17 protein-coding genes are annotated in these 21994 nt (G+C 37.5%); 6 read left to right on the top strand and 11 right to left on the bottom strand.

Going from position 1 to position 21994, the window contains the following annotated elements; translation table 11 throughout:
• Positions 1-146 precede the first annotated feature (146 nt).
• Positions 147-1019, top strand: coding sequence for a RimK family alpha-L-glutamate ligase (locus QF042_RS07840; RefSeq protein ID WP_307526977.1), 873 nt, complete (start codon positions 147-149; stop codon positions 1017-1019).
• A 333-nt stretch (positions 1020-1352) separates the two neighbouring features.
• Here the strand turns inward: QF042_RS07840 and QF042_RS07835 are convergent, their stop codons facing one another.
• Complete coding sequence (locus tag QF042_RS07835; protein WP_307526975.1) at positions 1353-3905, bottom strand: ATP-dependent Clp protease ATP-binding subunit; 2553 nt, start codon at positions 3903-3905, stop codon at positions 1353-1355.
• 572 nt (positions 3906-4477) lie between these two features.
• Between QF042_RS07835 and QF042_RS07830 the strand changes: the two genes are divergently transcribed.
• The 3 genes from QF042_RS07830 (at position 4478) to ettA (ending at position 7446) form a co-directional block, all read left to right on the top strand.
• Entirely contained in the window at positions 4478-4843 is a 366-nt protein-coding gene (locus tag QF042_RS07830; protein WP_307526973.1) for a hypothetical protein, read from the top strand.
• 189 nt (positions 4844-5032) lie between these two features.
• The gene (locus tag QF042_RS07825; RefSeq protein WP_307526971.1) at positions 5033-5479 is read left to right on the top strand and encodes a DUF1569 domain-containing protein; all 447 of its coding nucleotides are present in this window, start codon (positions 5033-5035) and stop codon (positions 5477-5479) included.
• Positions 5480-5766: 287 nt separating this feature from the next.
• Positions 5767-7446, top strand: coding sequence for an energy-dependent translational throttle protein EttA (ettA, locus tag QF042_RS07820; RefSeq protein ID WP_307526969.1), 1680 nt, complete (start codon positions 5767-5769; stop codon positions 7444-7446).
• A 996-nt stretch (positions 7447-8442) separates the two neighbouring features.
• Here the strand turns inward: ettA and QF042_RS07815 are convergent.
• The 5 genes from QF042_RS07815 to QF042_RS07795 form a co-directional block, all read right to left on the bottom strand.
• Positions 8443-9177, bottom strand: coding sequence for a GDSL-type esterase/lipase family protein (locus QF042_RS07815; protein WP_307526967.1), 735 nt, complete (start codon positions 9175-9177; stop codon positions 8443-8445).
• 44 nt (positions 9178-9221) lie between these two features.
• The gene (locus QF042_RS07810) at positions 9222-11918 is read right to left on the bottom strand and encodes a TonB-dependent receptor (RefSeq protein ID WP_307526965.1); all 2697 of its coding nucleotides are present in this window, start codon (positions 11916-11918) and stop codon (positions 9222-9224) included.
• The gene (locus tag QF042_RS07805) at positions 11902-12135 is read right to left on the bottom strand and encodes a DUF1456 family protein (protein WP_029274124.1); all 234 of its coding nucleotides are present in this window, start codon (positions 12133-12135) and stop codon (positions 11902-11904) included. The genes QF042_RS07810 and QF042_RS07805 overlap by 17 nt, the downstream gene beginning before the upstream one ends.
• A gap of 105 nt (positions 12136-12240) precedes the next feature.
• The gene (locus QF042_RS07800; protein WP_307526958.1) at positions 12241-13545 is read right to left on the bottom strand and encodes a DEAD/DEAH box helicase; all 1305 of its coding nucleotides are present in this window, start codon (positions 13543-13545) and stop codon (positions 12241-12243) included.
• Between the two features lie 50 nt (positions 13546-13595).
• Positions 13596-13814, bottom strand: coding sequence for a hypothetical protein (locus tag QF042_RS07795; RefSeq protein ID WP_029274122.1), 219 nt, complete (start codon positions 13812-13814; stop codon positions 13596-13598).
• 235 nt (positions 13815-14049) lie between these two features.
• Here QF042_RS07795 and QF042_RS07790 point away from each other — a divergent pair, with 235 nt between their 5' ends.
• Together QF042_RS07790 and QF042_RS07785 are read left to right on the top strand one after the other, a co-directional pair.
• Positions 14050-14523: a ribonuclease H-like YkuK family protein gene (locus tag QF042_RS07790; RefSeq protein ID WP_307526956.1), complete on the top strand. Its 474-nt coding sequence runs from the start codon at positions 14050-14052 to the stop codon at positions 14521-14523.
• Between the two features lie 310 nt (positions 14524-14833).
• Positions 14834-15301, top strand: a complete 468-nt coding sequence (locus QF042_RS07785) for an SRPBCC family protein (RefSeq protein WP_307526954.1) — start codon at positions 14834-14836, stop codon at positions 15299-15301.
• A gap of 10 nt (positions 15302-15311) precedes the next feature.
• Here QF042_RS07785 and QF042_RS07780 read toward each other — a convergent pair whose 3' ends face one another.
• The 5 genes from QF042_RS07780 to QF042_RS07760 form a co-directional block, all read right to left on the bottom strand.
• A complete protein-coding gene (locus tag QF042_RS07780) occupies positions 15312-15890 on the bottom strand; it encodes a DUF4468 domain-containing protein (protein ID WP_307526952.1) in 579 nt (192 codons plus the stop codon).
• Positions 15891-15983: 93 nt separating this feature from the next.
• Entirely contained in the window at positions 15984-17009 is a 1026-nt protein-coding gene (locus QF042_RS07775) for a porin (protein ID WP_307526950.1), read from the bottom strand.
• A 37-nt stretch (positions 17010-17046) separates the two neighbouring features.
• Complete coding sequence (locus QF042_RS07770; RefSeq protein ID WP_307526948.1) at positions 17047-18453, bottom strand: ammonium transporter; 1407 nt, start codon at positions 18451-18453, stop codon at positions 17047-17049.
• A gap of 346 nt (positions 18454-18799) precedes the next feature.
• On the bottom strand, positions 18800-19747 hold the full coding sequence (locus QF042_RS07765; RefSeq protein WP_307526946.1) for a TIGR01212 family radical SAM protein: 948 nt from the start codon (positions 19745-19747) through the stop codon (positions 18800-18802).
• A gap of 645 nt (positions 19748-20392) precedes the next feature.
• Entirely contained in the window at positions 20393-21835 is a 1443-nt protein-coding gene (locus QF042_RS07760; RefSeq protein WP_307526944.1) for an APC family permease, read from the bottom strand.
• Between the last annotated feature and the right edge of the window lie 159 nt (positions 21836-21994).

Raw genomic sequence — 21994 nt, 5'->3', positions numbered from 1 at the left:
TATAAACACGGCCATCTTAAAGAATATAGATCACGATTTAATCAAGATGCTCTGAACGTGGATTTCTTAATCGTTAGTCAGGAATATTTTCCAGACTTTAGAGCTGTGGATTTGTAATCCATAACCATAAAACTTAGTTTTAGCCTATGAATATTGCATTGGTAACTTACCTTGATAAAGGCGCTTATGATAGCGCCACGGTTGAAAGCGAGGATGATAAACTCTTAAATTTCCTGAAAGAAAAGGGACTGAATATTGAAAAAGTAATCTGGAACGATCGGGATATAAACTGGGCAGATTATTCGCTTGCTATTTTAAAATCACCATGGGATTATTTTGACCTGATTGAAGAATTTTACCGTTGGCTTGATCAGTTGGACGCAAAAAAAGTAAAATTGCTTAACCCCATTGAAGTAGTAAGGTGGAATGCAAACAAACAATATCTGCGGGAAATTGAAGCTGCCGGATTAAAAGTTACCCCTGGTTTTTATATTCAAAATAAGGAAAGTGTAAATCTGGAGCATTTCTTTAAAAAATTTAACACCAATAAATTAATTGTAAAACCCTGTGTGAGTGGTGGTGCCAAAAATACCTTCAAAGTAACTTTGGATAATGTGAATGAGGTTAATCAAAAATTAAACCTCCTTATTCAGCATGAAGATTTTATCATTCAGCCATTTCTACCTGAGATTTTGGAAAGCGGTGAATGGTCTTTCATTTTCTTTAATGGCGTGTATAGTCATTCGTTAATCAAACAGGCTAAACCCGGCGATTTTAGGGTGCAGCCGGCCCATGGTGGATCCGTTCATCAGCAAAAACCGGGTGAAGAGCTGGTTGCTACCGCGCAACAATATGTAACATTGTTTGCTAAAGATTGTCTGTATGCGAGGGTTGATGGTACTTTTGTTAATGGCGAATTTTTGTTGATGGAACTGGAATTGATAGAGCCTTTTCTGTTTTTGAACACCGAACCCGAAAATTATGAGCGGTATTACAAGGCGTTGAAGGAATTGATTTAAAAAAATAGACTCTTCGTCATTCTCGCGCATGCGGGAATCTTAAAGCGCATTAAGATTCCCACCTGCGTGGGAATGACGCCTGACTTTAGGATCTGTTATTAGTAACGAAGTAGAAATGACGATTTTAGTCTTACTTATTTCGATGCAAAAACCTGAACCCAATAATTATCCGTTTTAGCTGCACCATTTCTTTGAAATTGGCATTCCTGATATTTTTACAGTGATCTTCTTTAAAAAAATTTATACCCATCTTTTTCACACGCCAAGAACAACTAAAAGTTAGCCAATATATCTTAAACAAAAAAACTCCCGATTTTCATCGGGAGTTTCCTATTATTTACTTGAAGAATCTTCTTCCTGTTTTGGCTCTTCTTTTTTCTTTTCGCCCTTTTTGTGGTTGATCGAAATTAGTTCGGTAGTTTTATCGTAATCAATTTCTAAAACATCACCTTCAGCTAATTCGCCTTTAAGAATTTCTTCTGCGATTGGATCTTCTAAATATTTCTGGATGGCTCTTTTTAACGGACGAGCACCAAAATTACTATCAAAACCTTTCTCAGCAATATATTCTTTAGCATTCTCAGTTAATGCAATTTCATAACCAAGGGAATGAACGCGACCGAATAACGCTTTTAATTCAATATCGATAATTCTGAAGATTTCCTCTTTACCTAAGCTATTAAATACCACTACATCATCAACACGGTTTAAGAACTCGGGAGCAAAAGCACGTTTTAATGCACTTTCAATTACACCACGACTGTGAGAATCGGCCTGGTTTGTTTTCGCTGCCGTAGAGAAACCAACACCTTGTCCAAAATCTTTAAGTTGACGGGCACCAATATTGGAAGTCATGATGATGATTGTATTTCTAAAATCAACTTTACGGCCTAAACTATCAGTTAACTGTCCTTCATCCAAAACCTGTAATAAGATATTGAATACATCAGGGTGTGCTTTTTCGATCTCATCCAATAGGATTACTGCATAGGGTTTTCTTCTAACCTTTTCCGTTAACTGTCCACCTTCTTCATAACCTACATATCCCGGAGGCGCGCCCACTAAACGGGACACCGCAAATTTCTCCATGTACTCACTCATGTCGATCTGAATCAGAGAATCATCACTATCAAACATGAAACGAGCCAATTCTTTCGCCAATTCTGTTTTACCTACCCCAGTTGGGCCTAAGAAAATAAATGAACCAATTGGTTTTTTAGGATCTTTTAATCCGGCTCTCGTACGCTGGATCGCTTTGGTTAATTTTTTGATCGCATCATCCTGACCGATAATTTTCTCAGCCACTTTATCGTACATGTTCAACAGTTTTACACTGTCTGTTTGTCCTACACGTTGTACCGGAATACCGGTCATCATCGAAACCACTTCGGCTACATTATCTTCTGATACTTCGTAACGTTTAGTTTTAGTTTCAGCTTCCCACTCCGCTTTAGCTTTATCTAATTCTTCAATTAAATTTTTCTCCGTATCGCGCAGTTTTGCAGCTTCTTCATATTTCTGACTACGTACAACCTTGTTTTTCTCTAATTTGATATCTTCAATTTTACCTTCGATATCGATAATATTCTGAGGAACGTGAATGTTGGTTAAGTGAACACGCGAACCTGCTTCATCTAAAGCATCAATCGCTTTATCTGGTAAAAAACGATCAGAAATATAACGCGATGTTAAAGTAACGCAAGCTAAAATCGCTTCATCAGTATAAGTTACACCATGGTGTTCTTCGTACTTATCTTTTATACGTGTTAAAATCTCTACAGTTTCATCCGGTGTAGCCGGTTCAACCATCACTTTTTGGAAACGACGGTCCAAAGCGCCATCTTTTTCAATGTACTGACGGTATTCATCTAACGTTGTGGCACCAATACATTGAATTTCGCCCCTTGCTAATGCAGGTTTGAACATGTTGGATGCATCTAATGAACCTGATGCGCCACCAGCACCAACAATGGTATGGATCTCATCAATAAATAAAATTACATCAGTAGATTTTTCAAGCTCGTTCATCACGGCTTTCATACGTTCTTCGAACTGGCCACGGTATTTTGTACCGGCCACCAGCGATGCCAAATCTAATGTAACTACACGTTTGCCAAAAAGCACACGCGAAACTTTACGTTGTACAATGCGTAAGGCGAGACCCTCTGCAATTGCCGACTTACCCACACCTGGTTCTCCAATTAAAATTGGATTGTTCTTTTTTCTGCGGGATAAAATCTGCGATACACGCTCAATTTCTTTCTCGCGGCCTACAATTGGGTCTAAACGACCTTCTTCTGCAGCTTTTGTTAAATCACGGCCGAAGTTATCTAAAACCGGGGTTTTAGATTTTATATCTGAAACCTTTTTAGGCGTACTAAAGCTTTCCTCTTCGCGATAATCATCATCGCCTCCTGTGGAAGCACTATTTGAGATATCATCTCTGAAACCATTTTTATTCACTTCAACCTCCTGTTTAAAAACATCATAAGTAACACCATACTGCAGTAAGATTTGTGAGGCGATGTTATCATCATCTCTCAAAACCGATAACAACAAATGTTCGGTGCCAATTAAATCGCTTTTAAATATTTTGGCCTCTAAATAAGTGATTTTTAAAACTTTTTCTGCCTGTTTTGTTAATGGAATATTGCCTAAGTTTACTGTAACACTCGAAGTACCGCGAACGGCATCTTCAATTGAGCGGCGCAATTTACCGGTATCAACCCCTAACGATCGTAAAATCTTTATAGCCATGCCATCGCCTTCGCGGATGAGGCCTAATAATAAATGCTCGGTTCCGATGTAATCGTGCCCTAAGCGGAGCGCTTCCTCCCTACTAAAAGAGATTACATCTTTAACCTGTGGTGAAAATTTTGCTTCCATAATACCTTTCTTAACAGCTACGTCCCTAAACTATAAAATAACTTTATAAAAACGAACGTACTGTTTTCTTTATTTTATCAACAATTGCGCCATATGGGTGGATAAAGAGGCATTTGAATGCCTGAGAACCCAAAATTCAATGTAAGATTATTGTTTCGATAAATATTATTTTGTTTATATCTATCTACGTAATAAGTATTCTAAAGGTTTTAAAGGGACATTTGCCAAAAACATCCGAATGCAGATATTATATTGTCGGTTTATTGTAAGGATTTTTTCGCAATCAAAAACTGACAATATGTATCTTTTTACCCAGGCAATTTACAAGTTTTGACAGAAAAACAAAAAGAACGTGACATCATTTAACAAATTCATTAGATAAAAAATCAACAAACTAATCCTAATCCCCGTTACCTCTAATAACCTTAATACGAAGTTAACTGTAATTTGGTTGTTTTTGTTTTTTAACACCGTAGTTTATTGTAATTCATTTATCATAAATAATAGCTAGCCTGATGTAGAAACCACATAAGCTACACTAATAATTTTTAATCATAAAGTGCTTCGGCAAATTGCTCTTCACACTAAAAGGTTTCAACAATAAATATGTAAATAGCCAGAACGGCGCCTCAGCCATGACCTGTACCAGTACTACCGCACAAGGATGGGAACAATTTACAGTAGTAGATGCTGGCGGTGGAAAGGTAGCGTTAAGAAGCATGGGTAAATATGTATCATCCGAAAATGGTACACAGGCTATTACCTGTAACCGCACTACAATCGGCAATACTGAGAAATTTGACTGGGTTGTTGCAGCAGATGGCAAAATTGCCTTCAAAGGCAACAACGGGAAATTCATCTCAAGCGAAAACGGCACGCAGGCCATGACTTGTACTCGTACTACTGCTTCTGGCTGGGAGTATTTCACCAAAAACTAATGACAAAATGGGTTGAGATTACATTCTCTCATCCTAATTGTATATTAATGCGGGCCTAATGGTTCCGCATTAATCAATTGCAAATCACCAACCTATAACTCTGGCTCAGAATGCCCTATTATTGGCTGTTTTATACCCCATGCATGCAGATCTGGTTCTATAGCTTTGATAAGCAATAAAACATTAACCATGAAAACAATATTTGATGAAACCTTACGGACACAATTGATTGAGCGGATTAATACGCTTAACGAAAACAGCACCGCTTTATGGGGAAAAATGAACCTTTACCAGATGTTGAAACACTGTAGGGTATACGAAGAAATGATGTTGGGCAAGAATCAATATCAACGGGTATTTTTAGGCCGGCTATTCGGTAAAATGGCGCTGAAAGAATTTACCCAGGATGATAATCAAATCAAACAAAAAACGCCTACCCTTAGCCAGCTTAAGGTCAAAGAAAAAAGCGGTGATATAGAAAGCGAAAGAAAAAAATGGATTGATTTATTGAATGAATATGCAAATCCTCCGGAGCATGAAATTGTACATTCCTTTTTTGGTAAACTAAGTTATGAGCAGGTTGGCCAGCTGGTTTATAAACATACCGACCATCATCTCCGCCAGTTTAATAGTTAGGTGAGCGAAAAAATGTTTGTTTTCGAGTCTTCAAATTGGATCATATCGCTTCCAGATTAGATCGCATTATATTCTATTGTTGTTTAATGTTATCGAAAGTTAAAGTATAATCACAAACCACTTTGTTATGGGCTTGTTGTTCTTATCTTTGTAAGCAATTTTGGCTTTGCCATTATTTCGGTCGGGTTAAATCAGTTATGATGATAGAAATTCCATATTTTTTAATCATACCTTGATTATCGATCTTATAAATAAGCATTAAACTACTTTAAAAACAATACATAATAATGTCTGACGAAAAAATAATCTTTTCAATGGCAGGTGTAAATAAAATTTACCCGCCACAAAAACAGGTTTTAAAAAATATTTACCTTTCTTTCTTTTACGGGGCCAAAATCGGGGTAATCGGTTTAAACGGTTCTGGTAAGTCATCCCTTCTAAAAATCATTGCCGGTTTAGATAAAACCTATCAAGGCGAAGTGGTTTTCTCGCCGGGTTATTCGGTGGGTTATTTAGCTCAGGAGCCGATCTTAGATCCTGAAAAAACCGTTCGCGAGGTAGTTGAAGAAGGCGTTGCTGAAGTAACTGCTATTTTAAAAGAATACGAAGAAGTAAACGAAGCTTTCGGTTTAGAGGAAAACTACTCAGATCCTGATGCCATGGATAAACTGATGGCCAGACAAGGCGAACTTCAGGATAAAATTGATGCCTTAGGAGCCTGGGAAATTGATTCGAAACTAGAAAGAGCCATGGATGCTTTGCGTTGTCCTGATCCTGACACTAAAATCGGTGTATTATCAGGCGGGGAGCGCCGTCGTGTAGCCATGTGCCGTTTATTGCTTCAACACCCTGATGTATTATTATTGGATGAGCCTACCAACCACTTGGATGCCGAAAGTATCGATTGGTTAGAGCAATTTTTACAAAATTACGAAGGAACCGTTATTGCAGTTACCCACGATAGGTACTTCTTAGATAACGTTGCCGGATGGATTTTAGAATTAGACCGTGGTGAGGGTATTCCTTGGAAAGGAAATTACAGCAGTTGGTTAGAGCAAAAAGCAAAACGTTTATCGCAGGAAGAGAAAACAGAGAGCAAACGCCAGAAAACATTAGAACGTGAGTTAGAATGGGTACGTATGGCACCAAAAGCACGTCATGCAAAATCTAAAGCACGTTTAGCCAACTACGATAAATTAGCTTCAGAAGATGGCAGAGAAAGAGAAGATAAATTGGAACTTTTCATCCCTGCAGGGCCTCGCTTGGGTAACGTAGTGATTGAAGCGACCAATGTTACCAAAGCTTATGGCGATAAGATATTGTTCGATAATTTAAACTTTTCGCTTCCTCCAGCGGGTATTGTTGGTATTATTGGCCCTAATGGTGCAGGTAAAACCACTTTATTCCGTTTAATTACCGGACAGGAAGAAGCAGATGCTGGTACTTTCCGTGTGGGTGAAACCGTAGAACTGGGTTATGTAGATCAGATGCACAACGATTTAGATGCCGATAAAACCGTATATGAAAACATTACCGATGGATTAGATAATATCCAATTGGGCACTAAAGCCGTTAACGGACGTGCTTATGTATCCAAATTCAACTTCAACGGTGGCGATCAACAGAAAAAAGTAGGCATCCTATCAGGTGGTGAACGTAACCGCGTGCACCTGGCCATTACCCTGAAAAAAGGAGCAAACGTATTGCTACTGGATGAGCCAACCAACGATATCGACGTAAATACTTTACGTGCACTGGAAGAAGCCTTAGAAAACTTTGGCGGTTGTGCCGTAGTGATTAGTCACGATAGGTGGTTTTTAGACAGGATCTGTACACACATCCTAGCTTTCGAAGGAAACTCTGAAGTTTATTTCTTTGAAGGCAACTATTCAGATTATGAAGAAAACCGCAAAAAACGTTTAGGTGATGTTACTCCAAAACGCATTAGATATAAAAAATTGAATTAATGCAAAGTCCCGATGAGAATCGGGACTTTTTTGTTTGAGAAGCGTAATTTCAAAATTATTTTCTAACGTTATCGTCATTCCCGCGCATGCCTATCGTGTGGACACATCTTTCGAGTTTAACTTTTTAGGCGTTTTGCTAGCTTCCTCAAATAACACATTGTTTTAACCGAAGAACGCCGTCAATCCCAGGGGCCGGAGAAATCAAAAAAACAGGTGCAGAATAGAACAAATAGCATTGCCAAACCTAAAACGCCGTGGTTTTGTGTTCATAAACGCTAATTTAAAGTTTTAAAGAAGCATTGAACACAAAACGAAGTGCCGCTGTTTTTTTGATGTGTATAGGATTGTGTAAAAGGTCCATTGCTGGATTGGCAGAGCGCTTTGGGTACTTTGGCGCTCCAAAGTACCATGCCACCGCGGCATAGAGCGGAAAAAAAATCAACATTTATCTCCAAACTATTTAGATGTGTCCACACGATAGGCGCATGCGGGAACCACAAAGTGCTCAGCGGAGCTAATCTTAAAGTCTATTGCATTACGATTATTCATAAGTCTTCCTTTTTTCAAAGGCATTCATGAGCACTACATGGTTCCTAATCAAGTACCAAAGACAGATTCTAAAATTAGCGTCATCTCGACCGAAGCAAATGCGGAGTGGAGAGATCTTTGGACTATGTTAAAAGATCTCTCCACTGCGGTCGAGATGACGATTTATCTTACCTGTCACCCAACTCCTTTGTTTTTTGCTAAAAAACTAACCTCTGGAAATGACGATCTTCCATAAATTTATGCTGGTTGAAAAGGAACAGGTCTTTGATTTTTTTTCGCTTTGCGTTTCCCTCTAAAAAAGAAGTACGGGTTGATAAATAGCATAATACCCAAATAAATCGCAAAGCCACCAATCTTAGCACTATCGCTTGTAGCGAACGCTTTAAGATTGCTTCGTCGTTCCTCCTCCCAATGTCGACTTATTTGCAGTAATCTCTCTTAATCAAATTAGCGTCGATTCCTCAAGGCTTTTCTGATCGCAGCATCCGTCACTTCTTCCATTATTTTATAACCAGCCAGGTTGGGATGAACACCATCAACCGTTAGTTCTGCACGCTGCCCTTTTCGTTCATCAACCAGTGGTGTCCAATAATCTAAAATGGTATAATTTCTTTCTTTAGCGTAGGCCTCAATCTTTTCGTTTAAATTAACGATGCTATCGGCTGCTTTAATGCTTTTATTCCATGGATATTCATAAACAGGCAGGTATTTACAGAGTATTACCTTAATATGGTGTAACCTCGCCAGTTCTGCCATCGATTTAATGTTATCCATAATTTTATCGTTGGTAACATGGCCTGTATTGCCCGCAATGTCATTACTCCCTGCCAAAATAATAACCACTTTTGGCTTAAGGTTAATTACGTCTTGTCGAAAACGGATGAGCAGTTGCGGCGATATCTGTCCGCTGATCCCCCTATCCAGATAAGGTTTATCCCTAAAATATTCAGGATCTTTTTGCTTCCAGAATTCGAATATCGAACTCCCTAAAAAAACAACTCTTTTTTCTTTTTTGCCTGATGGCGGTAAAAGTTCATTTTCTTTCTGGTACTTACTTAAGGCAGCCCAGTCATCAGCAAAATTCTCTTTTTTAGCTTGATTACTTAACGAATCTGTCGTTAGTTGTGCAAATGAAACATTTGCAAAGACCAATAAAAAAAGGATTAAGATTTTACTTTTCATCTGATATTTGATTTGAACGAAACGCTAAACTAATTAATTCCTGATTAATTAAATTCGGCTCCACTCAAATTTACATTCGTTTTGTTTCTTTTATTTCCAAACTGGCTCAGGTTATAACCTAATGTGGCCTGTACAAATCGGCTGATAAAGCGTGTCCTGTTTTCGGATATGGAATTATTGCTAATACTGGTACTAAAGAGCGCACCCTGATTAAATAGATCATTCGCCTGGACAGAAAAAAGGAGTTTATTATCCTTTAAGAAGGAAGTGTTTAATCCCATGTTCACTAATAAAGGATTGCCGGAATATAGGCTATATCCAAAATTTAAACTTTTAGAGGCCGATGCATTTACCCTAAAACGTTTATTTGGAATCCAGCTGGCACTGCCATTTAAAGCCAAAACCTGGATATTCTTAATATTCTGGTTCATTACAGAATAAGTATTTGAACTAAAGCTATACGATACACTGGTATTAAAAGAATATTTTTTTTCATTCAGGTTAAACCTGAAAGCATTCGAAACGTTAATTCCGCCACTCCGGTTTAATACATTTTCGGTATAAAAAACATTGTGGCTGTAGGCAATATTCCCGTTGATAGAGAGCGACAGTTTATTGGTTAACAACCTTTTATTTAAGGAGTAATTACCACCAATATTATAAATACCATTTACATTTTCATAGGTAGTTTGTTGTTTTAAACTGTTTAATGTATCTCTCAGAAAAACCGTATTACTTACTACACTATTAAAAGCAAAAGTTCCCGATAAACCGGCCATAATACTCAATCCCGATTTGAGGCCAAATTGATTATAGCTCAAATCGGCAGTGTGGCTCGATGTTGCCTTCAGATCTGGATTACCAATAATCAGGTTCTGTACATCGTTATTGTTTCTAACCGGCTGGAGTTTATTAAAATCCGGCGAACTGGTATAACCGTTATAACCAAAACTCAAATTTCCATTGTCTTTAATCTGATAACTTAAATTGGCAGAGGGCGAAAAATTTAACTGGTAGTTTTTTAGCTCCTGCCCGGTATTCTGGTATTTACCGATGATGATACTCGGCGAAAAATTAAGACCTAAATTATAACTAATCTGCTTCGCATTGGTATTAAAACCAATACCGAAATTCTGATTTATAAAATTAGATACGTAATCTTGCCCTAATGAATCGACAACAAAACTGTTCCCCAGCAGATTGGTAACCCTTGTAGTTTGCAAATTCCGGCTTCTGCTAACCGAAAAACGGTAAGACAAGTTAATAAAACTGTAGCCTGTACTGTCGTTTGGCTTTTTTAATGAATTTGAAAACTGAAAATTGCCTCCAAAATTGGAGTTTGAGGTATTATTATCAACCAATCTGTTTAATAACGAGTCTTTAACCAGTACGTTGGTGGTTTCATTGTAGTACCTGATCATGTCGTTAATTGTACTGTTCGAATTTCCTTCACTTGTGCCAAAATTAAACCCCATCGATAGCGACCGCTTATTATTGGCCAACCGCCGGGACCAATTGATACTGCCGTTAACATTAGGATTGCTATTCCGCGAACCTGAATTAGACATCAGATCTTGTTTAATAAACCCGGTTTTATTCGAAGTAGAAAATGCATCGTTGTGGGTATTAGCCAGAGCCCCATTAAGCGAAATATTAAAATAATTCTTTTTTGTGGCTCCATTTAAGCCGAGATTGATGTTATTATTTAGCGATTTGGAATTATTGGCACTTTCTCTTAAATCGAATATGGTTCCCTGCGGATTAAACGTTTCGAGGTAATTACTCTGAATAGATTTATTTATTCCATTACTAAAATGATAGCCGCCATTAAAGCTAAATTCCTTTGAAATTTTGTCTCTGATATTACCGTTCAAACCTCCATTGTTCATTTTGGTAAACTCGTTATTGGTGATACCATAACGGCTTCCAAAACCAATTTGCTTCGTTTTTTTCCATATACTACCGTTACCACTAAGGTTGTGTGCATTATTGGTAGCCGAACTCATATTCACTCCGCCAAAAACACCTTTGTCCATACCCGGCTTATTAACCAGGTTTAACATTTTTTGTGGTGTACCCACTTTTATACGTGTAAAATTGGCTTCATCACCATAATCATCAATTACCTGAAGTTTAGCAATAATATCGGCTGGCAACTGCCTAATGTAATCTTCCACGTTACTGGTAAAAAAATCTTCGCCATTTACCCGCAGCTTGGTCATTTTTTTGCCCATTGCGGTAACAGCGCCTTTTTCGTCAACCTCAACGCCTTGTAGTTGCTTTAACAGATCCTCCACTTTATCATTTTCTCTTATGGTGTAGGCAGCAGCATTGTACTCAATGGTATCTTTCTTGATTTTAATGGGGTCTACTTTTACTTTAACCTCTACATCTTCAAGACGGATGGTTTCCATCTTGAGCATAATGGGTTCTAAAACAGCGTTTTTTTTTGAAGATTCAACTTCGTAGATCGAAGCAAATGGCTTGTAACCCAATGCAGTAATACTAAGATAGAACTTATTGCGGCTTACCTTTGCGAATGCAAAGTCTCCCTTCGCCTCAGAATTTGAGCGGAGGGTATCTTTATCAGTAATCAATCGAATGCTTACGCCCTCAATAGGCTTTTTCAAAGAATCGATTACAGTACCACTTATTTTAAACTGAGACTGAGCGAGAGCGTTAAAGGAAAGTGTGATCAGTATAAAAAATAATAAAAAGCATAAATTATTGCTTTTTCTCATCCCTCGGACCTCTTTTATAAATTACAAGACCATTTAAAAAATTACGCAGAATCTGATCGCCGCAAGGTTTAAAATTCTCATGGTCTTCATTTCTGAAAATATCGCCTAGTTCTGCCTTGGTTACCTTAAATCCAACGAGATCGCAAATGGTTATAATGTCTTCTGTTTTTAATGATAAGGCTACTCGTAGTTTTTTTAATATATCGTTGTTGCTCATGCTTTTAATGATTGAATTGCAGAAAGATTGAGTTAGTGAATGTTGTAAGTTGCAATGTTTGAAAGTTAAAATGTTGTAAAACGTTCAGACTTCGGACTTATCGAACTAACTCGCCACTTCTAATTTAAGTTTTTTTCCTTTAATTTTTTCACCACTTAAGGCTTTCAATAATTTCTCTACTTTGTTTCTCTTAACAGCCACATAACTGGTCGTATCTTTAACTTCGATCAGGCCAAGATCTTCTTTTGTTAAATTACCTTTCTGCAAAAATAAACCTACAATATCAATTTTGTTAATTTTATCCTTCTTGCCATGTGCAATATATAAAGTTACCCAATCGCTTGCTTCTGGTAACTTATATTGTTCAGATAAAACTTCTTCCTCAATATCATCAGGTAAATATTTATAATGTTCTTCTGTAGTTAAAATGGCGTAGGCCGTTCCTTTTGCATGCATCCTTGCTGTTCTACCATTGCGATGGATATAGGCATCTTCAGTGTAAGGCAATTGGTAATGTACAATATGTTCAACTTCGGGAATGTCGAGACCTCGGGCAGCCAGATCTGTTGTAATTAAAATCCGATGGCTACCATTTCTAAATTTAAGCAATGCCTTTTCACGATCGAACTGTTCCATCCCACCATGAAAAACGTCATGACCTAAACCATTTTCGAAAAGTAGATCACTTATCCGATCCACCGTTTCCCTGTGATTACAGAAAACCAATGTGTTTTTACTGCCTATCTTACTGAGTAACCTAAAAAGGAAATCTAATTTATCGGCCGCAGGTGCAGTTATTTTTTTAAGCTTTAAATCTGGCTTAATCTGAACATTTTTCGAAAAATCTACTTCAACAGGTGCATTTAACTTTACAAAAGCCGGAACTTCTTCCATTTTGGTCGCAGAAGTAAGCATACGCTGTTTTAGCGAAAGCAGCGAGCCAATGATGTAAGACATATCATTTTCAAAGCCAAACTCAAGTGCCTTATCAAATTCGTCTAAAACTAAAGTTTCGATAAAAGATTCGTCAAAGTTTTGATGCTCTAAATGGTAAGCTATCCTACCAGGTGTCCCGATTAAGACGGCGGGAGGATGTGCAAGATTATTTTTTTCTATCCGTACAGCGTGACCACCATAACAGCAGTTTACCTTAAATGAAGTACCCATTTGTTTAAAAACCTGCTCTATTTGCAAGGCAAGCTCTCTCGAAGGAACCAAGACTAAGGCCTGCACTCCCTTAACTCCGGCTTTAAGGTTGGAAAGTAATGGCAATAAAAAGGCCAGCGTTTTCCCCGAACCCGTTGGCGCAATCAATATTACATCTTTACCAGTCTTGGCTGCTTTTACAGAAGACTCCTGCATCTCATTAAGTGCAGTAATGTTTAATTTTTTTAAGGCATTTTCTATCATTCCGCTATAAAGGTAATCATTTCTCTTTACGGCAAAAACGATGTCCTTAGTTAGGGTTTGAAAAATCTTTCCCTAAGTTTGCGGAGGGTAGAAAAATTTAATCTTTTCTCGAGCAACATTAACATGTTACCACGTTTAGACATTGATGATAGCACTTTTTCGTTAACTGCATCAACCGAAGATAAAATCTTGTCAGCCAGTTCATCTGCAAATTTATTCGCTCTGCTGTTTTGTAATAACTGAAGCTCTTGAATTAATTCTGCTCTCATAATTAAGAATTTTAATGAATATACAAATATTAACGGACCGGATAATAATTTGTTTCATTAAATAATAAGTTCATCTAAACTATTATCACTAACTTGTTGATAACTAACTTTTTGTTAGCAAATAAACAATCTACACTTAACACATGTTTAATTTTTAGCGCTTATTTTTATAAAAACCTGATTACCATTCGTCCCAAAGGGATTCCTTTGGAATTAACCTCAAAAAACACAATGTATGACGTGGAAAAAATTTAATGGTGAAATTATTCAATCTTCGATCCTGGAAGAAATAGAAAAAGCAATTATCAGAGAAAGCGAAAACGGCTTTAAGCTTAAAGTTTGTATTGGTACCGATTCGCAGGTAAAAGGCGCAATAACCGATTTTGCAACCGTAATTGTGCTGTTAAGAGAGCATCATGGCGGCTTTATGTATATTCACCAGGAAAAAAGCACACAGCAGGTAAGCATTAAGGAAAGAATGTTGATGGAAGTACAAAAATCTATAGAAACAGCTTATTCCATCTGCGATTTACTTGATATTTATGATGTAGCCCTTGAAGTACATGCGGATATCAACACCAGTCCATCGTTTAAATCGAACAAAGCACTTAACGATGCGATGGGATATATTTTAAGTATGGGCTTTATATTTAAGGCTAAACCAGAAGCATTTGCAAGCTCAACCTGTGCGGATAAGATGGTGCATTAAATGAGTCGGAAAGCTTGGGGTCAGAGGTCCGAAGTCGGGTACCGTCATTTCGGGCGCAGCCGAGAACCACGAAGTGCTCAGCGAAGCTAAATCTGTCTAGATAGATCTCTCCATTCCACTACGTTCCAGTCGAGATGACGGCCCATTTTTTTTTTGGAATCCGTTAATAATAGCGGAATGGAGAAATTTATCGGATCAAAATGTAGATCTTTTTTGCGATTTCTGCGCCTTCATTCTGCGAACTTTACTGTTAAACCTAAACTATCCTCAACAAAACCGCATCTTTGTTGTTGTGCTTTAAAACAAAAATTTGAAAACCTATAGATTAGAATTTACCCAAAAACTCCCTGTTGATCTGGACACCGCCTGGGACTTTTTTTCTTCGCCCATGAACCTGGCCGAAATTACTCCACAAGATATGACCTTTGATGTAACCTCACCAAATATGGTCAATACTAAAATGTATCCCGGCCTGATCATCACCTATAAGGTTTCGCCCTTGTTCGGTATTAAATTAAACTGGGTCACGGAGATCACACATGTTAAGGATAAGGAATATTTTATCGATGAGCAACGCTTTGGGCCTTTTGCATTCTGGCATCACCAGCATCATTTCGAAAAAGTAGATGGTGGTGTATTAATTCACGATACTTTGCATTATAGCATTGGCTGGGGACCAATAGGCATCATGGCAAATGCTTTGATCGTAAATAATAAAATCAACGAAATTTTTAAATTCCGCTATCAAAAAGTGGAGGATTTATTTGGAAAATTTTAGTTTGAACCAATTACCATTTTTTAGTAGAAATGGTTTCTGTCTTTTTCTTGGCTTTCTCTACCCTATTGGCTGCCAAATACTTTTTAAAATCATCACCGAATTTTTCGATTTTATTATAGGTACTGTTTAAAATATCTTTCCATGCCCCAGCACCCAATTTGCCAGGTGTACGCTCTAAAGGCACGCCGATTTTTGTAGTGGCTACAAAATTTCCATAACGGTCTCTTTGGTATGGAATAAACAACAGATCGGTTAACCAGAATCTATATTTTCCATTACGTGCCTCAAAAACAAAACTATAGCTCACCTCCCCGCTAGGGTGACCAGCAACCAAAATGGTTTTATCAATTACCATCGTTCCTTTGGCTAAAACAGAAGAATCGGTGCTATTTTCCTGAGTCATCGATTTTTTATAGGCTACATGGATAAAAGATTTGGCCCTTTGCAATAAAGTATCTTTATTCAGCTGTAGCGAATCGACTACCTGATAATAGATAAATTTACCATTATCATCTTTCGAAAACTGTTTCTGTTGTGCGGATAATTGAATCGAAAAAAGAGCAAGAATAATAAAAAGAAGGTATTTCATTTGAAATCGGTTAACAGGCAAATCTAATTATTTAAAGGTACAAAAAAGCCGTCCCTATTTAACATCGGGACGGCCTAATATTATTTTATTTGCTTAAAAAGCGTAAACAGCTGCTAAAGAGAACTGACCTCCATTTGGTGCTGCAGCGCCACCTTCTTTGAAGAAAGGTTTGTCGCTGTTGTGGTCTAATCTAACCTCTGGGATAAAGGTTAAACCACCAGATTTAATGTTTGCGGTAAGCGTTACTGCAGTAAAAGCTGTAGCCGGAACTGCACCTGCCGCTTTAAATTTGAAGTACTCACCTCTTAAACCTAAAGTTACTGCATCCAATACAGCAAATTGAGGGTATAAAGCCGCACCAGCATAACTTCCTGGTACCGAGCTATCTTTGATATCATAATTGGCTGCATTTAAACCCAATTTAAATTTCTCTGTAATTTGATAAGAAGTAGTTAAATCGATAATCGTTCCATACCCGCCAAAACCAGCACCGGATAGAGCATTGATATAAGCGGTCCAGCCTTCAACCGGAGCAACCATTAACTGGCCACCGATAGCCGAAACACCTCTAGATGCTGAATAAACATTCCAATCATTAAATAAACCAGCCATTAAACTTACCTTATCACTGAATTTATAAGTTGCTTTAATACCGGCATTTTGGAATGGCCCATTGGTAAACAGGTATGAGGTAGAATAGTTGAAATTTCCAACCGGAGAGATTACTTCATACCCAATAAAGGTACCCATGTAACCAGCAGTCATGCTAAATTGATCTGTAAACTCGTAGTTAACATATAAATTCTGAATATTAAATGAAGAACCTGCAGCAGCGGCATCAGGAATAGATTGTGATTGTCCTCTTGGACCAAAAGACAACTCTCCAACAAATGAAGCCTTACCTGTTTTTTTCTTCAAAGCAATATCAATCATCCCTAAGGATACCGAGTTGTGATCAGTTACAAAAGATGTTTTTCCGTTTAATGGATTTTTAGCAAAATCATATTTAAAGTACGTATCTACCGACCCTGAAATTTCAAGTGGTGATGTAGGGGTTTCCTGAGCCAGGGCACACGTAGTGCTGGCCATTGCAAAAATAGCGGTTAAAAGTTTCTTCATGTTTGAGCTTGTTTTGAGTTTAGATATTATAAAATCCTTAAGAAATTGGTTCTGTTAATGGACTGTTTCTTTCGATATAGATCGCTCTTTCTTCAACTAACAAGGTACCTTGAGAGTATTTTTCATCGTGTTGAGATGCATCAAGACCCATTTCTTCTTCTTCATCAGAAACCCTGATTGGATTGATAAGATTTACCAGTTTGAAAATAATGAATGATACAACGAAACTGAAGATGATTACGATTACAGCACCTTTTAATTGTGTAATAAAGAAAGCTGGATTACCATAAAATAAGCCATCAGCACCAGCAGCATTCACTGTTTTTGTAGCAAAAACACCAGTTAACAACATACCAACGATACCACCCACACCATGACAAGGAAAAACATCTAAAGTATCATCTAAGCTGGTTTTTTGTTTCCATGAAACCACAAGGTTAGAAATCACTGCAGCAATAGCACCAATAAATATACTTGATGAAATACTTACAAAACCTGCACCTGGCGTAATGGCCACTAAACCAACTACTGCCCCGATACAAAAACCTAATACTGATGGTTTTTTACCTCTTGCTACATCAAAGAACATCCAGGATAAACCCGCAGCGCCTGCAGCAGTATTTGTGGTTAAAAATGCCGAAACAGCCAAGCTACCTGCGCTTAATGCAGAACCTGCATTAAAACCAAACCAACCGAACCATAATAAACCTGTACCAATTAATACGTAAGGGATATTTGCAGGTGGAACTTCTTTATGCTCTAAGTGAGATTTTCTACGTTTTAAAACCAATGCACCAGCTAATGCAGCCATACCAGCAGAAATGTGTACTACCGTACCACCTGCAAAATCTAACACACCCATTTTAAACAAGAAACCTTGTGGATGCCATGTCCAGTGAGCTAACGGAGAATAAACAAATATGGCGAACAAAACAATAAACAGAATGTACGAAGTAAAACGGATACGCTCAGCAACCGCTCCAACTACTAAACCTGGTGTGATAATGGCAAACATTAATTGAAACACAGCAAATAAAGAAAGCGGAATAGTTAAGTCTGCTCCTCCCTGAAGATGCGGTGCTCCAGAATTTACACCTTTAAAGAAAAGGAATGTTGTAGGGTTTCCGATAAAACCACCAATGGTATCTCCAAAGGCTAAACTAAATCCAACTACTGTCCATAAAACGGTAATTACTCCTGCGGCTACAACACTTTTAATCATGGTAGATAATACATTTTTACGATGAACCATTCCACCATAAAAGAATGCAAGACCTGGAGTCATTAAAAATACTAAAGCAGCGGCGATTAATATGAATGCAATATCAGGTGCACTATACTTGCCTTCATCAAAATTAGGGAGAAGTGGAATAAATAGAGCGAAAATTGCGACAATCATCAATATCGCAAAAGGCGCGTACTGTTTAAAGGAGAATTTACTCATAGTTTTTAGCTTAATTTGTTTGTATTGTTTAAATATTTAAAATATGCGTGATTTATTTTGATAAAAATACGATATATCGCAGTTTTTACACCATTAAATTGAAATATTTTAATAAAAATGAGTGATTTTTATGGAACAACACAAAAACGAACCTTAAAAATAAAAATAACAAAAAATAGAGGGGATTTTAATGCAAGATTTTAATAAAAACAAAATCCAACACTAACCATCATTTATGCGATTTTAACTAAAATTTATAAAAAAATAGCTCAAAAAACTATTAATAACACAAAAACCCATGAAATTTCATGGGTTTTTGTGAAAAATATTAAAAAATTTAATTTTTTTATGAAAAATACGCAGAACCTTGAACTACACCTCTTCTTTCAATTTCTTTATCCATATAGGTTTGAATTGCCGATTTGTTAAGCCCCCAGTTCGGTGCAATTAACAAATCCCAGTCAGAAATTCCAAAAAGACGCTGAATAACAATATCAGGACGCAATAGAGGGATTAACTCGCAAAGTAAGTCGGTATATTCTTCAAGCGAGAATAGCTTAAAGGGCTCTTTTTTGTATTTGGCACCCATTATCGAGCCCTCTACAACATGAAGGTGATGGAATTTCACAAACTTAATCTGCGGAAAACGATTAATTTCGTGAATATAACCATGCATTTGTTCTCTGGTTTCCCAGGGGAAGCCAAAAATAGTATGCACACACAGATCGAGCTTACTGTCTTTTAAAAGCTCTACCGCAGCAACAAATTCGCTATGACTACAGCCTCTGTTAATCTGGTTAAGGGTTTCGTCATAAATAGATTCCATACCCATTTCCAAGTCTACATCAAAACGATCGGTATAACTTTCTAATAAAGCTACCTTTTCGGCATCGATACAATCAGGGCGGGTACCCACCGCAAAACCCACAATATCTTCGGTATTAATTAATAAGGCTTCATCGTACATCATCTTTAAATAATGTACCGGCGCATAAGTATTGGTGTTCGGCTGAAAATAAACAATATACTTATCAGCTTTATAAGAAGTTTTAGCCCTTAACATGCCTTCGGCAAGCTGATCTTTAATATTTGGATTTTTACGTGAAGGTTCTGGTGTAAAAGAATCTACATTACAATAAGTACATCCACCATACCCCTTGCTGCCATCGCGATTGGGGCAGGTAAAACCACCATCTACAATTACTTTAAACACACGTTGCCCCTTATACTTTTCGCGCAAATGTGTACCGTAATTTTTATATCCCTTTATCCCTGAATCTACTAGTGTTCCCATTGTTTGCAAAAATACGGTTTTTGTTTGAGACGCGAGGTTAGATGTGAGATATTAGACATGAGATGTGAGATTGAGTATACATATATAAGGTAAAAGGTTTAGGGTTTAGGGTTTAGGGTTTAGGGTTTAGGGTTTAGGGTTTAGGGAAAACGATTTCGAACGGCTAAGTTTTAAAAAATCATTATTTTTTATTTTAGAAAAGCAAAGCTTGTGTTTCATTACAAAGTTAGTCCCGCCACATGCTCATACCTGCCCGTTCGTTCAGGCGGGCGCCTGCAGGCCTTAGGCGCAAGGCCGGTATCCGCCATGTCGGGTTTAGATTACTCTGTTTCCTGCACAGCTTTAAGTGAGCTAAACCCGGTAGTAGCGAACACGATCCCGATTTTTTCTATCGGGAGAAGTAAAGCGGATAACGGGGCTACCGGAACCGATTGAAACAGAACACTGCTTTTCAAAATGTAAAAATGAGATTGGAGAGGTAAGATTAGAGAAGCAAAAAACCTCGCATTTTTAAAAAACTGCGAGGTTCCGTAGTAAATTCCATCTCGTATCGTCATCCTGAACATGTTTCAGTATCTGCCCTACCATTAAGATACTAAATTAATGCAGCAGGACGATCGCGCGTACTCCTGAAATTAAATCAGATTAACTTTGCTGTTCCTTTTTGTTAATGAAAAAATAAACAGGCACACCCAGTAAAACAATTACAAGCCCAGGCCAGGTATATTGTTGTTTATAAATGAGGAGCAAAATGCAAAATGCCGCCCCAATTAATAAATAAATAATTGGCGTAATGGGATATAACCAGGTTTTGTAAGGCCTTTCAAGTTTAGGTTGTTTAATCCTTAAATAAATCACACCAAATACGGTGATCATATAAAAGAGCACAATAACAAAAGAGATCATATCTAAAAGGTTACCATACTGTCCGCTTAAACATAAAGCAGATGCCCAAATGCCCTGCATCCAAAGCGATCTTTCAGGAACTCCATTTTTATTGTTTTTAAGCGCTGCTTTAAAAAACATGCCATCTTTTGCCATGGTTTGAAATACCCTTGCACCTGCCAGTACGATTCCATTAACGCAACCAAAAGTAGAAATCATCACCAACAAGGCAATTACAATTGTACCAATTCCATTACCAAAAATTTGCTCCGAAGCAGCAACAGCAACCCGATCATTGAGTGCAAAGGCGATACTATCTCTGTTTAGGGTATTGAGATAGATAAAATTGACCAATAAATAAAGAATCATTACAGCTGAAGTACCCAAAACCATCGCGCGCACCACATTTTTTTTAGGATTTTCGATCTCTCCCGAAACAAAAGTTACGTTTTCCCAGGCCACGCTCGAAAACACCGAGCCAACCATTGCCGCTGCAATTCCACCCATTATGGTCATTCCAGAAATCGATTCCCATCCGGATTTCAAGAAATTTCCACCTGCATCTGTTTTGAGATTATTAAAAGCACTAGACCCAAACCCTAAGTTTTCAGTCCAAAAGCTGTTTTTTACCAAGAGAAAGCCTAAAATAATTAAACCAATTAAAGCGATGATTTTAGAGCCGGTAAAAATATTCTGTAATATTTTACCGCTTTCAACACCTTTTGTATTAATATAAGTTAAAAGCAAAATCACACCAATAGCTACAATCTGTATCCAGGTAATTTTATAGCCACCGCTTTGAAAAATTGGAGCAGCATCGTTAAGCGCTGGAATTAAATAAGCTGTAAATTTACCAAAAGCAACTGCAACAGCTGCTATAGTTCCGGTTTGAATTACAGTAAACAAGCCCCAACCATAAAGAAATCCCATCATTTTACCGAAAATCTCTCTCAGGTAAGTATATTGACCGCCTGCTTTAGGAAACATAGAAGAAAGTTCTCCATAAGAAATTGCGGCTGCAACGGTCATCACTCCAGTGATCACCCATACCACAATCAACCAATAACCAGAACCTAGATTCCGCATGATGTCGGCGCTAACAATAAAGATCCCGCTTCCGATCATTGAGCCCATTACCAGCATTGTAGCATCAAAAAGGCTTAATTTTCTTTTAGAAGGCCCATCTTCCTTTTGCATTTCCATTTTAGTTCAGTTTAGTTTGTGGCTAATTTATTTAAAAAAAAGAAAATAGGAGCGCTTCGCTTGTATTATTTTAATGGAGCGAAATTTTATTTGCCTTGGCAATGAAAATTTTAATCACAAGAAAAATATTTTATTATCTTGCTACTTATAAGTACGTAG

The organism is Pedobacter sp. W3I1 (genome assembly GCF_030816015.1).
In the GTDB taxonomy this organism is placed as follows: domain Bacteria; phylum Bacteroidota; class Bacteroidia; order Sphingobacteriales; family Sphingobacteriaceae; genus Pedobacter.
This window is presented reverse-complemented; position numbering and strand designations above follow the sequence as displayed.

Excerpts from the sequence above, each read along its gene's own strand:
- QF042_RS07805 (WP_029274124.1), bottom strand. The coding sequence starts at position 12,135 with ATGAGCAACAACGATATATTAAAAAAACTACGAGTAGCCTTATCATTA.
- QF042_RS07810 (WP_307526965.1), bottom strand. The coding sequence starts at position 11,918 with ATGAGAAAAAGCAATAATTTATGCTTTTTATTATTTTTTATACTGATC.
- QF042_RS07775 (WP_307526950.1), bottom strand. The coding sequence starts at position 17,009 with ATGAAGAAACTTTTAACCGCTATTTTTGCAATGGCCAGCACTACGTGT.
- QF042_RS07780 (WP_307526952.1), bottom strand. The coding sequence starts at position 15,890 with ATGAAATACCTTCTTTTTATTATTCTTGCTCTTTTTTCGATTCAATTA.
- QF042_RS07765 (WP_307526946.1), bottom strand. The coding sequence starts at position 19,747 with ATGGGAACACTAGTAGATTCAGGGATAAAGGGATATAAAAATTACGGT.
- QF042_RS07760 (WP_307526944.1), bottom strand. The coding sequence starts at position 21,835 with ATGGAAATGCAAAAGGAAGATGGGCCTTCTAAAAGAAAATTAAGCCTT.
- QF042_RS07825 (WP_307526971.1), top strand. The coding sequence starts at position 5,033 with ATGAAAACAATATTTGATGAAACCTTACGGACACAATTGATTGAGCGG.
- QF042_RS07770 (WP_307526948.1), bottom strand. The coding sequence starts at position 18,453 with ATGAGTAAATTCTCCTTTAAACAGTACGCGCCTTTTGCGATATTGATG.
- QF042_RS07795 (WP_029274122.1), bottom strand. The coding sequence starts at position 13,814 with ATGAGAGCAGAATTAATTCAAGAGCTTCAGTTATTACAAAACAGCAGA.
- QF042_RS07790 (WP_307526956.1), top strand. The coding sequence starts at position 14,050 with ATGACGTGGAAAAAATTTAATGGTGAAATTATTCAATCTTCGATCCTG.
- QF042_RS07840 (WP_307526977.1), top strand. The coding sequence starts at position 147 with ATGAATATTGCATTGGTAACTTACCTTGATAAAGGCGCTTATGATAGC.
- ettA (WP_307526969.1), top strand. The coding sequence starts at position 5,767 with ATGTCTGACGAAAAAATAATCTTTTCAATGGCAGGTGTAAATAAAATT.
- QF042_RS07835 (WP_307526975.1), bottom strand. The coding sequence starts at position 3,905 with ATGGAAGCAAAATTTTCACCACAGGTTAAAGATGTAATCTCTTTTAGT.
- QF042_RS07800 (WP_307526958.1), bottom strand. The coding sequence starts at position 13,545 with ATGATAGAAAATGCCTTAAAAAAATTAAACATTACTGCACTTAATGAG.
- QF042_RS07815 (WP_307526967.1), bottom strand. The coding sequence starts at position 9,177 with ATGAAAAGTAAAATCTTAATCCTTTTTTTATTGGTCTTTGCAAATGTT.